Below are 12518 nucleotides of genomic sequence, written 5' to 3' on the forward strand. Positions count from 1 at the left end.
TGGAATCCGGTCTTGCGCTGCGACGCTGAAGCAACCAGCACGCGGCAGGCGGCGCGCTGATGCTCTGGGCCTGCATCCTGCTGCCGCACCTGGCGATGGACAGCGTCCTGCGCCGCCGCCCGGACCCGGCAACCGATACGCCCCTGGTGCTGGTCGAAGGCCCGGCGCAGCTGCGCCGCCTGCATTCGGTCAACGCCGCCGCCGCGCAGGCGGGCCTGAAAGCCGGCATGCGCCTGTCCGCCGCGCATGCGCTGATGGCCAAGGTGGAGACGGTCGATTTTGATCCGCGCGAGCAGGCGCGCAGCCAGTGCTTGCTGGCCAACTGGGCCTACCGGCACAGCTCGCTGGTCAGCCAGCAGTGGCCGCAGGCGATCGTGCTGGAGGCGCGCGCCTCGTTTCGCCTGTTCGGGCCATGGCCGCAGTTCGCCCGGCGCCTGCGCAACGAGCTGGCCGCGCTGGGCTTCCGTCATCGTCTGGCGCTGGCCCCCACGCCGCGCGCGGCCTACGTGCTGGCCGGGCTGGAAGACGGCCTGGCCATTGCCAGTATCGAACGGTTGCAGCAGGTGCTCGATGGGGTGTCGGTGCGGCGCGCGCACCTGCCCGAAGACAGCGGCGAACGGCTGCATCGCATGGGGCTGCGCACGCTGGCTGCGCTGCGCGCACTGCCGCGCGATGCGCTGCGGCGGCGCTTCGGCGCGGGGCTGCTCGATCACCTGGATCGGCTGTACGGGCAGGCCGACGATCCGCTTGGCTGGTACAGGCCGCCGGATCATTTCGATGCGCGCGTGGAAATGGGCTACGAGGTCGAGAGTCACATGGCGCTGCTGTTCCCGCTGCGGCGCCTGATCGGCGAGCTGTGCATGTATCTGTCCATCCGCGACGGCGGCGTGCAGCATTTCCTATTGCGGCTGGAGCACGAGCACGGCCACAGCGACGTGGAGGTGGGCCTGCTGGCACCGGAGCGCGAGCAGGCGATGCTGTTCGAACTGGCCCGCAACCGGCTCGAGCGCGTGGCGATCGATCGCCCGGTGGTCGGCGTGCGCCTGCTGGCGCGGCAGCTGCCGCCATTCGTGCCGGCCGCGCGCGACCTGTTCGATCCACGCCCGCAGCAGGCGCTGGACTGGCCGCAGCTGCGCGAACGCCTGCGCGCGCGGCTGGGCGACCAGGCGGTGTATCGGGTCGAACCGGCCGGCGATCCGCGCCCGGAGCGCGCCTGGCGCCGCGCCAGCGGCGATGCACTGGCCGGTGGGGTGCAGAGCGCACCGGCACGCCCACCGCGTCCGGCCTGGCTGCTGCCGCAACCGGTGCCGCTGCAGGGCATGGCCAGGATCATCTCCGGCCCCGAGCGCCTGGAAAGCGGCTGGTGGGATGACGGCGACGCCCGCCGCGACTACTACGTGGTGGAAACCGTCCACGGCCAGCGCGCCTGGGCGTTCCAGCCGGCAGGCGTGCGCGATGCCGGCTGGATGCTGCATGGGTGGTTCGGGTGAGCCGGGAGGACACCATCGACGGGCTGGATCGCGACACGCCCGGCGGCCGCATGCCGCGTGCCTGGCGCAGGCCTCCGCGCCTGCAGCAGGCGGCCAATGACGATCTGCTGCAGGGCGGCCAGGACGATGGCCTGCCGGCCTATGCCGAGCTGCATTGCCTGTCGGATTTCTCGTTCCTGCGTGGCGCCTCCGATGCAGCGGCGTTGTTCGAGCGCGCCGGCCGGTGTGGCTACCAAGCCCTGGCGATCACCGACGAATGCTCGCTGGCCGGCATCGTGCGCGGCTGGGAAGGGGCCCAGGCCACCGGCGTCAAGCTGATCGTCGGCAGCGAGTTCGCCCTGGTCGACGGCACCCGGTTCGTCCTGCTGGTGGAAACGCGCGCCGGCTACAGCCAGCTGTGCGCGCTGATCACCACCGCGCGGCGCGCGGCCACCAAAGGCCACTACACGCTGACCCGTGCCGATGTGCAGGCGCAGTTCGAAGATGCGGCGCCCGAGCTGTTCGCGCTGTGGCTGCCGGGCAGCCTGCCGCAGGCCGAAGCCGGGCGCTGGCTGCAGCAGGTGTTCGGTGAGCGCGCCTATCTGGCGGTGGAGCTGCACCGCGAGTGCGACGATGCAGCGCGGCTGGATGCGCTGCTGGCGCTCGCCCGCCAGCTGGACATGACGCCGCTGGCCAGCGGCGATGTGCACATGGCCAACCGCCGCGACCGCGCCTTGCAGGACACGCTCACCGCCATCGGCCATGGCGTGCCGCTGGCCGAGGCCGGCGCGCTGCTGTTCCGCAACGGCGAGCGCCACCTGCGTTCGCGCCGGGCGCTGGGCAACATCTATCCGCCGCAACTGCTGCAGGCAGCGGTGGAACTGGCCCGGCGCTGCAGCCGATTCGATCTCAGGCGCGACGTGCGCTACGACTATCCGGCCGAGCTGGTGCCCGCCGGGCACACCGCGACCAGCCATCTGCGCACGCTGACCGAAGCCGGCATCGGCGAGCGCTGGGACGCGCGTGGGCTGAAAATCTCGGCCAAGGTCCGCCAGGACATCGAGCAGGAACTGGCGCTGATCGAGGAACTCGGGTACGAGGCGTTCTTCCTCACCGTCCATGACCTGGTGCGCTTTGCCAACGATCGGCAGATCCTGTGCCAGGGGCGTGGGTCTTCGGCCAATTCGGCGGTGTGCTACGCGCTGGGCATCACCGCCGTGGACCCGGAAGAAAACCGCCTGCTGATCTCCCGGTTCCTGTCCAAGGCACGCAACGAGCCGCCGGACATCGACGTGGATTTCGAGCACGAACGGCGCGAGGAAGTCATCCAGTACATCTATGGCAAGTATGGTCGGCATCGTGCGGCCCTGGCCGCCACGGTGATCTGCTATCGCGGCAAGAGCGCGGTGCGCGATGTCGCCAAGGCCTTCGGCCTGCCGCCGGATCAGATCTCGCTGCTGGCCAACTGTTTCGGCTGGGGCAATGAGCAGACGCCGATCGAACAGCGCCTGGAGGAAGCCGGGTTCGATCCGGCCAACCCGTTGATCGCCAAGATCCTGGCGCTGACCGGGCAGCTGCAAGGCAAGCCGCGCCATCTCTCCCAGCATGTCGGCGGATTTGTCATCGCCGAGCAGGCCCTGTCCACCGTGGTGCCGGTGGAGAACGCGGCCATGGCCGATCGCACCATCATCCAGTGGGAAAAGGACGACCTGGAGACCATGGGCATGCTCAAGGTCGATTGCCTGGCCCTGGGCATGCTGACCTGCATCCGCAAGACCCTGGACCTGATCCGGGTGCACCGCCGGCGCGATTACCAGCTCGACACCATTCCCCGGGAGGACGCGCAGACCTACGCGATGATCCAGCTGGCCGACACCGTGGGGGTGTTCCAGATCGAATCGCGTGCGCAGATGGCGATGCTGCCGCGGCTCAAGCCTGCAAGGTTCTACGACCTGGTGATCGAAGTGGCGATCGTGCGTCCCGGGCCGATCCAGGGCGCGATGGTCCATCCGTACCTGCGCCGTCGCCAGGGCCTGGAAAAGCCCACGTATCCTTCCCAGGGCGTGGAAGACATCCTCGGGCCAACCCTGGGCGTGCCCTTGTTCCAGGAACAGGTCATGGAACTGGTGATCCATGCCGGCTATTCGCCTGACCAGGCCGATGGCCTGCGCCGTTCGATGGCCGCCTGGAGGCGTGGCGGCGACATGGAATCCCATCGCGCGCGGATCCGTGCCTTGATGGAGCAAAAACACTACGCCCCGGACTTCATCGACCAGATCTTCGAACAGATCAAGGGCTTTGGCTCCTACGGCTTTCCGCAGAGCCATGCCGCTTCGTTCGCCAAGCTGGTCTACGTCAGCTGCTGGCTGAAGCGGCACGAACCGGCCGCCTTTGCCTGCGGGCTATTGAATGCGCAGCCGATGGGGTTCTATTCGCCCAGCCAGATCGTGCAGGACGCACGCCGTGGTCGCGCTGGCCGCAAGCCGATCCAGGTGCTGCCGGTGGACGTGACCTGCAGCGACTGGGACAACACGCTGGTCGGCGGCACACCCTGGCGCGGTGAGGATGACCAAGGCCAGCAGCCGGCTATCCGCCTGGGCCTGCGCCAGGTGGCAGGGCTATCGGGAAAAGCCGGGCTGGCGATCGTGGCCGCACGTACGCGGCAGCCGTTTGGCGATGTCGCCGACCTGTGCCTGCGCGCGCAACTGGACGAAAAGGCCCGCACGGCACTGGCCGAAGCCGGCGCCCTGCACGCGCTGGTCGGCAACCGCAATGCCGCGCGCTGGGCGGTGGCCGGCATCGAACGCCAACGGCCGTTGCTGCCGGGCAGTCCCGAAGAACTGCAGGTCGAGCTGCCCGCGCCGCGCCTGGGCGAGCAGATCACCGCCGACTACCGCAGCCTCGGCCTGAGCCTGCAGGCCCATCCCCTGGCGCTGCTGCGCCCACGGCTGCGCGCCCAGCGCATCCTGGGCCTGCGCGAACTGCAGGGCCGACCCAGCGGCAGCGGCGTGCACGTGGCCGGGCTGGTGACCCAGCGCCAGCGCCCGGCCACGGCCAAGGGCACCTTCTTCGTCACCCTGGAGGACGAGCACGGCATGATCAACGTGATCGTGTGGCCGCACCTGGCCATGCGTCGGCGCCGCGCGCTGCTGGAGTCGCGCCTGCTGGCCGTGCGCGGGCGCTGGGAGCGGGTGGACGGGGTCGAACACCTGATCGCCGGCGACCTGCGCGACCTGAGCGCGCTGCTGGGTGAGCTGTCGCTGCCGTCGCGGGATTTCCGATGAACGCACACCCGCAGGATCTGTTTGCGCCGCAGCCGTTGACGGTGTTCGACGATGCAGAAGGCGGCATGCGCTACTGGCCGGGCGTGGTCGATCCGGCCACCGCCGCGCGCTGGTTCGACACGCTGCGCGAGCAGGTGGACTGGAAGCACGAGCGGCGGCCGATGTACGAGCGCATCGTCCAGGTGCCGCGCCTGCGTGCCGGCTATCGCCTGGATGCGCTGCCGGCGCAGCTGCCGCTGGCGCAGATGCTGGCCGTGGTCCAGGGCAGGGTGCCGGCGCCGTACACCGAGGTGGGATTGAACTTCTACCGCGACGGCCGCGACAGCGTGGCCATGCATCACGACAAGCTGCACATGCTGGTCCCGGGCCAGCCGATCGCGCTGCTGTCGCTGGGCGGCCCGCGGCGCATGCGGATCCGCGCCATGCACACACCCAGGACCTGGTCGCTGGAGCTGGCGCCGGGCAGCCTGTTGATGATGAGCCACGCCTCCCAGCGCACCCACCAGCACGGCATCCCCAAGGTCGCAGGTCCGGTGGCGCCGCGGATGAGTGTGGTATTGCGCGCACGCCCGGATTGAGACCGGCGTTGAAGATTGGAGATGCGGTGCAACGCCGCGCTTGTGGTGGCGCCGCAGGTCCGGTAGATCGGGCGCAGGCCTTCCATCTGGAAGGCTCAGGAACAGGGGCGTCACACCATGCAGCATTTCATCACCTTGGCCGGTCAGCGCGCAGCTGACGGCTTGGTCGTATCGTCATCCAGCGTGGGCGCCACGCGCCTGGCACAGGTCTATCGCGAGCAGGGCTTCCGCGTCGAGCAGCTCGCGCCCGCTGCCGATGCCGCGGATGAGGCGCCGGATGCCGCGCTGGTGCTCCATCGCGGCGGTGACAGCGTGCTGGTGCATGCCTACTGTCGAGCCCAGGCGCCGCTGGCGTCGCAGGCCGTGGGCCACCTGGCCCAGGCGTTGTTCGATGCCGGTGCCGATTCGGCAGTGCTGGTCGGCCGCTCGGGCTTCAGCGTCGGTGCGCGCCGCGCGGCCGCGCGCCTGGGCCGGATCGCGCTGCTGGACGGGGCCGCGCTGCAGGCGATGACCGGTGGCAGCGAAGCCGACGCCTGGGACTTGCTGGCAACGCCGGACGCACTGCCCGGCACGCTGCCGCGCGATGCAGGCCGTCCCGGCTGGCCGATGCGCCTGGCAATCGGCATGGGTGGCCTGGCCATGGCGGCCACGATGGCCTTCGCCTCGGTGCCGGCCCTGCGCGGCGAACTCCTGCAGCTGCTATTCAAGCCGAGCGTGTCGGCCGTGGTCGCCCCGCCGTCGCAGGCCGACGAGCCCTGGCTGGCGCCTTCCCAGTCGCGATCGGGCGAGCTGGCACTGAAGGCGGCCGCCGCCGATGCCGCTCCGCGCATGCAGCAGGCTGTTCATGAGACCACCGGCGAGCTGCCGGCCAACTTCAACCAGGCCCTGGCCGCGCCGCGCCTGTAAGGTGGTTTCACGCCGCGCTGCCGCGGCCATGACGCGGCAGCGCGCAGACTGGCAGCTCCCGTCAGGAGTGCCCGCGATGCCTGGTCTTCCCATCGATCCGATCCCGCCGTCCGACATGGACCCGCATGCCGCCGAACCGATGCCTGCACCGTCGCCGGCCCGGCACGACGACCAGGACCAGCAAGAGCCCCAGGTTGACCCCGGGCTGCATCACCGGCCGTTGTAGGTCTTTGAGCCAGCCCGCCTGCGTGCCTTGAGCGGCGAAAGCAGCGCGAAGTCGCCTCGCGGTGTGCAAGCGGCTTTGAGCCCCCCGGGCCATTCGGCCACTCCTGGCGCTCCTGGTGTTAACGCCCCATGCGCATGGCAGGCCCGGGATGAGACGACGTGTTTACTCCGTCATTGCTACATCTGCATGGGTCACTGCCACCGCAGGGAGACCTCACATGCCAGAAGCCAGTACCCGCAAGGCTGCCGCCAGGGACAAGCGCCAGGGCAAGTCGGCCAGCACCCAGGCCGGCGAATACGTGCACGAGGAAATCGAACACGTCCGGCACGGCCAACATGGTGTCAAGAACACCAGGCAGGCCATCGCCATCGGCCTGTCCAAGGCGCGTCGCGACGGGGTGCCCGTCGAGCCCTCCAGGTCCGCATCCAAGGCCACCAGGGAAAAGGCCGGGCAAGACAGCCAGGCGGCGAAGAAAACCACCCACAAGCCCGCCACCAAACGCTCGGCGGGGGCCCGCAAGGCGCTCAAGACCGCCAGCAAGGCCACCACGGCACGCAAGACGGTTGGCAAGCAGGCGCTTTCCGCCCAGGCCAGCAAGGCCGCCAGCAAGCGCACGGCCGCCAGCCGTTCGGCTGCTGCAAGGAAAGCCTCCACCACCAAGGGCCCGGCCGTGCGCAAGGCGGCAGCCAGGAAGGCCGCACGCACGCGCAAGCAGGTTGCGTGAGCCCTCAACCCCAGGAGCATTCCATGACCCAGCCAGGACCGGACAAACAGGCGCCGATACCGCGGCACAACGCCATCGAACGTGAGCGCATGCCCGACGGCCAGCCGCCGCTGCGCGGCGAGCAACCCGGCAAGCGGACCAACGACGAACGTAATGATCCCCACGCCCAGCCGGCCTCCGTGGACGGGATGCCGCATCCGCCGCGCACGCCCTGATCCAAACGGACGGCAGCGATTGTCCGCCCTGGTTCCAAACACGCGGGTGCCAGGCTGAACCCAGCCGCGCCACGCCAGGAGACAGACCTCATGCATGCTTCCGCCTCGCGCGCCGCCGGCGTGCTGTTGTTACTGGCCGGCGGCACGGTGATCGCCACCAATGCGATCGCCTCCGACACGGCGCCACCTGCCCAGGGCCAGGCACGTCCGACCGACGAGGAAAGCCTCGCCCTGGTCCAGGCGATCAACCTGCACGAGATCGAATTGGCCAAGCTCGCCTTGACCCGTCCGGCCGCCCAGACCACCCAGGCCATGGCGACCATGCTGGTGCAGGAACACACCCGGAACGAGGCCGCGCAGGCCAGGCTGGGCATCGCGCCCGGCCAGACCCAGGCGGTGCTGGCCCTGCAGCGTCAGCAGCAGGCCGAAACCGATACGCTGATTGCGCTGGCACCTGATGCCTTCGAGCACGCCTACATCGATGCGATGGTCAAGGATCACATGGCAGCCAAGGATCTGCTGGACGAGCGCGCCGGCCTTGCGCGTTCGGCGCCGGTGCGCGCGTATCTGGTACAGACCCGCACCGCGGTGGAGGACCACCTGAGCCAGGCGCGCAAGCTGCAAAATGGCGCGGTGGGCAAGTAATCGCGCCATCTTTTTTTCACATCCCGGCCGCTCCTGCGTCTTTAACCTCACTGGGTCTTCCAGAGGCGTTGCGATGCACGGAAATTTATTGGGCCGCACAGCAAGTGCGGCGGCGACCATCGTCTCGGGCCATGGCCTGGAAGCCCTGCGGCCCAACGGTGTGCTGTACCAGGCCCAGGCCGTCGCGCCTGGCGAACGCCGTGTGCCCGATGACCCGAGAGCCCGCGCCTTGCTCGGGCTGGAAGGCGTGGACCGGCACAGCTGGTGGCATGCGGTGCTGGCGCAGGACCTGGACGGCGCGCTGGCGGGCTATCTGCAGTTCATCACTGCCGGTGAAAGCCTGGATATCCAATACCGCATTCAGCTGCCCGATGGCAGCCAGCGCTGGCTGCGCGACCGTGCACGCGTGGTGGAGCGCGCCGGCGACGGCGTGCCGCTGCGGCTGTTTGGCGTCATCGACGATGTCACCGCGTGCAATAGCTTGCAGCGTCGTGCCCAGGAGGCGTCGGACAAGTATCGGCTGCTGTTCGATTCAATCGACGCCGGCTTCTGCGTGATCGAGGTGCTTTTCGATGCCGCCGGCGAGCCGGAGGATTACCGCTTCCTGGAAGTGAATGCTGCCTTCGAGGGCATCACCGGCATCCGCGACGGGGTAGGGCGCAGGATGCGCGAATTCGCCGGCACCCATGAGCGGCACTGGTTCGAAACCTACGGACGGATCGCACGCACCGGCATTCCCGAGCGCTTTGAGAACAGCGCCGAGCAACTGGGCTTTTACTACGATGTCTATGCCTTTCGGGTCGGCGACCCGGGGCTCAACCAGGTCGGGGTGCTGTTCACCGACATCACCCAGCGCAAGCGCGCGGAGGACGCGCTGCGCGAGGATGGCCGGCGCAAGACCGAGTTCATCGCCATGCTGGCCCATGAACTGCGCAACCCCCTGGCCACCATCACCAGCGGCCTGCAGGCCATGAAGCTGGGCAGTCACGGCGTGGCCTCGCACCCGGCCACGGCGATGATGGAGCGCCAGGTCGGGCAGATGCGGCGCCTGCTGGATGACCTGCTGGACATCAACCGCATCACCCTGGGCAAGGTCCACCTGCGCCGCGAACGCTGCGACCTGGTCCAGCTGCTGCGCCAGGTGTCCGAGGCATTCCAGCCGCACTACGACCAGCAGGGCCTGGTGCTGGACTGGGCCTGGCCGGTGCAGCCGCTGTGGGTCAAGGCCGATCCGGCGCGCCTGATGCAGGTGTTCGGCAACCTGCTCAGTAATGCCGCCAAGTTCAGCAATCCCGGCGGGCGGGTGACGCTGTCGCTGCAGCACGATGGACAACAGGCCGTGATCCAGGTGCGCGACCAGGGCGTGGGCATCGAGGCGGCGCAGCTGGAGAGCATCTTCGAGCTGTTCGCCCAGGTGGACAGCGAGCGCAATGCCTCCTCGGGCGGACTGGGGGTGGGCATTGCCCTGGCGCGTCAGCTGGTGGAGATGCACCAGGGCCAGATCCTGGCCCACAGCGACGGCCTGGGCCACGGCAGCACCTTTACCGTGTGCCTGCCGCTGGACCTGCAATCCAGCGCGCCGCCGGCCCTCGCCCCGCCCGAAGAACCGGTGCCTGCCAACGATGGCGTCCTGCACATCCTGCTGATCGACGACAACCATGATGCGGCCGATTCGATCAGCATGGTCCTGGAGCTGCTGGGCCACCGGGTGACCACGTGCTATAGCGGCCAGCAGGGCCTGGACGCGCTGGCGGCGGCGCGCCCGGACCTGGTGTTCACCGACATCGGCATGCCGGGCATGGACGGACACGAAGTGTGTCGGCGGATGCGGGCGATGAGCGAGGGCGCGCCGCTGAAGATCGTCGCACTGACCGGCTGGGGCACCCTGGAAGACCGCGCGCAGAGCGCGCAAGCCGGCTTCGACTACCACTTGGTCAAGCCGATTACCACGGCCAAGCTGCGCGAAGCGCTGGGCATCATCTCCGGCCGCCTGCCGGCCTGATCCAAATCCGCGCATCAAAAAAAACAAGGCCGCGGGGCTGCCGCGGCCTTGTTGCCTGTCGTGCGGGCCGGGCGATCAGGCCAGCATGCGCAGCTTGGGTTCGCGCGCCCACTGGCGGGTCTTGGCCGCGGCAATGAAGCCCTTGGCATCACCGGCATCGACGATGCCGGCATCCTTGCCCACGTTGCCGGCCTCCAGCAGCGGCTGCGCGCCGGCATCGCTGGCGATGGCCTTCAGGTGGGCCCAGGCGTTGCTGACGAAATCGATCGCGGCCGACTCGTTGGCCAGCATCTTGCCCGCCTCCGCGGAGAGCACCACGGCCACCGCGTCGAACACGAAGGAAGGGGTCCCGGCCAGCTGCCCGTCGGCGGTGATCTGCTTGCCGTCGGAAAGCTTCACACCCAGCTTGGGGGCGACGATCTTGCAAGTGGCACCGGCGTCCTGCGCGGCTTTCTGCAAGGCCTTGACCGTGGCCGCGTCCGAGTCGTCGTGCACCAGGATGCCGACGGTTCGCCCTTCCAGGGTGTCCTTCATCTTGCCGATGAGCTGCAGCGCGGGCGAGGGCGGCATGTCCTGTGCTTCGACCGCGGCCGGTGGCGCGGGCGGCAGCTGCTCCAGCCCCAAGCCGTCGGCGACGCGCTGGGCCAGATCGGCATCGATATGGCGCAGCTGGCCGACCACTGCTTCGCGCACGTGCGGGGTCTGGACCTTGGACAGCTCGAACACCACCGCCGAGGCGATGTGCGCCTGTTCGGGGCTGGTCTGGCTGCGATAGAACAGCCGCGCCTGGGTGAAATGATCGGCAAAGCTCTCGGCGCGCACGCGGCCCTTGACGCCGTCATCGGGCGTGGCATGGCTGCGGAAACCGGCCGCCGTTTCGCGCGGGCTGTCCTCCTGCAGCGAGGACGGCTCGTAGGCGACCCGGCCCTTGGGCACCTGGGTCTGCATGTGGCCATCGCGCTGGTTGTTGGCAAACGGGCACTTGGGCGCGTTGATCGGCAGTTGATGGAAGTTGGGCGAGCCAAGCCGCGAAAGCTGGGTGTCCAGGTACGAGAACAGCCGGCCCTGCAGCAGCGGATCGTTGGAGAAGTCGATGCCGGGCACGATGTTGGCCGGGCAGTAGGCGACCTGTTCGGTCTCGGCGAAGAAGTTGTCCGGCCAGCGATCCAGGACCATGCGGCCGATGATCTGCAGCGGGATCAGTTCTTCCGGGATCAGCTTGGTCGAGTCCAGGTGGTCGAACGGAAAACCGTTGGCCTGTTCCTCGGTGAACAGCTGCACGCCCAGTTCCCATTCGGGGAAGTTGCCGGAACTGATCGCCTCGAACATGTCGCGGCGGTGGAAATCCGGATCGGCACCGGCAATCTTGACCGCCTCGTCCCACACGGTGGATTGCAGGCCAAGCCTGGGCCGCCAGTGGAACTTGACGAAGGTGCTTTCGCCGCGTTCGTTGAGCAGGCGGAAGCTGTGGATGCCGAAGCCCTCGATCATGCGCAGCGAGCGCGGGATCGCGCGGTCGCTCATCGCCCACATGATCATGTGCATGGCCTCGGGGGTGAGCGAGATGTAGTCCCAGAATGTGTCATGGGCGCTGGCCGCCTGCGGAAAACCGCGGTCCGGCTCCATCTTCACCGCGTGGATCAGGTCGGGGAACTTGATCGCGTCCTGGATGAAGAACACCGGGATGTTGTTGCCCACCAGATCCCAGTTGCCTTCCTTGGTATAGAACTTGACCGCGAAGCCGCGCACATCGCGCGGGGTGTCGATCGAACCGGCGCCGCCGGCCACGGTGGAGAAGCGGGCAAACAGCGGCGTCTTCTCGCCGACCTCGGTCAGGATCTTGGCCGTGGTGTACTCGGACAGCGACTTGGTCAGTTCGAAAAAGCCATGGGCGGCCGTGCCGCGCGCATGCACGATGCGCTCGGGGATGCGCTCGTGGTCGAAGTGGGTGATCTTCTCGCGCAGGACGAAGTCTTCCAGCAAGGTCGGCCCGCGCGTGCTGGAGCGCAGCGAGTTCTGGTTGTCGCTGACCGGGATGCCCTGGTTGGTGGTCAGCGGCGGATGGCTGGCACCACAGGATTGGTGCAGTTCGCCGCCCGTGCCACGGGTATCGGCCGGTGCGGGCGGGGAGGTGGGGACGGGTTTGCGTGCGGCCATGGCGTAAAGGCTCCAGGTGGCGTGCGAAGGGGAGCCCGCATGCTCCGGCCATGGTCGTGAATGCATTGTGCCCATCGGGGCACGTTGGCTTCACGCCATCCAACGCGGCACGGGCGCTGCGCATGGTCGAAGCGACAGGTGACGGCACGGGGGGCTTGCTTGATTGCGCCGGATGCTGGCCGCGATGGCAGGCGCTGCATGCCGATGGGGCCCTGCGCGGCGCCTCGCCCCGACGGGCGCCAGAAACCATGGACCAGGCCGGCATCCGATCACCCACGGTGCGTTAACATCGCCGCCGCGGGCGCATGGGCG

The 12518-nt window shown here is 68.7% G+C and carries 9 protein-coding genes; 8 read left to right on the plus strand and 1 reads right to left on the minus strand.

Going from position 1 to position 12518, the window contains the following annotated elements:
• The first annotated feature begins 59 nt into the window (after nucleotides 1-59).
• The 8 genes from D9R12_RS06395 to D9R12_RS06435 all read left to right on the plus strand — a co-directional run bounded on the left by D9R12_RS06395 (nucleotide 60) and on the right by D9R12_RS06435 (nucleotide 10049).
• Nucleotides 60-1490, plus strand: coding sequence for a Y-family DNA polymerase (locus D9R12_RS06395; RefSeq protein WP_122229144.1), 1431 nt, complete (start codon nucleotides 60-62; stop codon nucleotides 1488-1490).
• On the plus strand, nucleotides 1487-4753 hold the full coding sequence (locus D9R12_RS06400; protein ID WP_170159170.1) for an error-prone DNA polymerase: 3267 nt from the start codon (nucleotides 1487-1489) through the stop codon (nucleotides 4751-4753). Before D9R12_RS06395 ends, D9R12_RS06400 begins: the two co-directional genes overlap by 4 nt.
• Nucleotides 4750-5331: an alpha-ketoglutarate-dependent dioxygenase AlkB gene (locus tag D9R12_RS06405; protein ID WP_122229146.1), complete on the plus strand. Its 582-nt coding sequence runs from the start codon at nucleotides 4750-4752 to the stop codon at nucleotides 5329-5331. The genes D9R12_RS06400 and D9R12_RS06405 overlap by 4 nt, the downstream gene beginning before the upstream one ends.
• A 117-nt stretch (nucleotides 5332-5448) precedes the next feature.
• Complete coding sequence (locus D9R12_RS06410) at nucleotides 5449-6237, plus strand: restriction endonuclease (protein WP_122229148.1); 789 nt, start codon at nucleotides 5449-5451, stop codon at nucleotides 6235-6237.
• A gap of 443 nt (nucleotides 6238-6680) precedes the next feature.
• A complete protein-coding gene (locus D9R12_RS06420; protein WP_122229151.1) occupies nucleotides 6681-7187 on the plus strand; it encodes a DUF6496 domain-containing protein in 507 nt (168 codons plus the stop codon).
• A 23-nt stretch (nucleotides 7188-7210) separates the two neighbouring features.
• On the plus strand, nucleotides 7211-7402 hold the full coding sequence (locus D9R12_RS06425; protein ID WP_122229153.1) for a hypothetical protein: 192 nt from the start codon (nucleotides 7211-7213) through the stop codon (nucleotides 7400-7402).
• 90 nt (nucleotides 7403-7492) lie between these two features.
• The gene (locus tag D9R12_RS06430; protein WP_014160295.1) at nucleotides 7493-8047 is read left to right on the plus strand and encodes a DUF4142 domain-containing protein; all 555 of its coding nucleotides are present in this window, start codon (nucleotides 7493-7495) and stop codon (nucleotides 8045-8047) included.
• An 88-nt stretch (nucleotides 8048-8135) separates the two neighbouring features.
• Nucleotides 8136-10049, plus strand: coding sequence for a hybrid sensor histidine kinase/response regulator (locus D9R12_RS06435; protein ID WP_170159171.1), 1914 nt, complete (start codon nucleotides 8136-8138; stop codon nucleotides 10047-10049).
• 75 nt (nucleotides 10050-10124) lie between these two features.
• Here D9R12_RS06435 and D9R12_RS06440 read toward each other — a convergent pair whose 3' ends face one another.
• Nucleotides 10125-12206, minus strand: coding sequence for a catalase (locus tag D9R12_RS06440; protein ID WP_122229157.1), 2082 nt, complete (start codon nucleotides 12204-12206; stop codon nucleotides 10125-10127).
• Between the last annotated feature and the right edge of the window lie 312 nt (nucleotides 12207-12518).

The sequence above is a fragment of the Pseudoxanthomonas spadix genome (genome assembly GCF_003703395.1).
In the GTDB taxonomy this organism is placed as follows: Bacteria; Pseudomonadota; Gammaproteobacteria; order Xanthomonadales; family Xanthomonadaceae; genus Pseudoxanthomonas_A; species Pseudoxanthomonas_A spadix.

What these genes read in the sequence shown, in the direction of transcription:
- D9R12_RS06395 (WP_122229144.1), top strand. Translation starts at nt 60, where the DNA reads ATGCTCTGGGCCTGCATCCTGCTGCCGCACCTGGCGATGGACAGCGTC.
- D9R12_RS06405 (WP_122229146.1), top strand. Translation starts at nt 4,750, where the DNA reads ATGAACGCACACCCGCAGGATCTGTTTGCGCCGCAGCCGTTGACGGTG.
- D9R12_RS06410 (WP_122229148.1), top strand. Translation starts at nt 5,449, where the DNA reads ATGCAGCATTTCATCACCTTGGCCGGTCAGCGCGCAGCTGACGGCTTG.
- D9R12_RS06420 (WP_122229151.1), top strand. Translation starts at nt 6,681, where the DNA reads ATGCCAGAAGCCAGTACCCGCAAGGCTGCCGCCAGGGACAAGCGCCAG.
- D9R12_RS06425 (WP_122229153.1), top strand. Translation starts at nt 7,211, where the DNA reads ATGACCCAGCCAGGACCGGACAAACAGGCGCCGATACCGCGGCACAAC.
- D9R12_RS06430 (WP_014160295.1), top strand. Translation starts at nt 7,493, where the DNA reads ATGCATGCTTCCGCCTCGCGCGCCGCCGGCGTGCTGTTGTTACTGGCC.
- D9R12_RS06440 (WP_122229157.1), bottom strand. Translation starts at nt 12,206, where the DNA reads ATGGCCGCACGCAAACCCGTCCCCACCTCCCCGCCCGCACCGGCCGAT.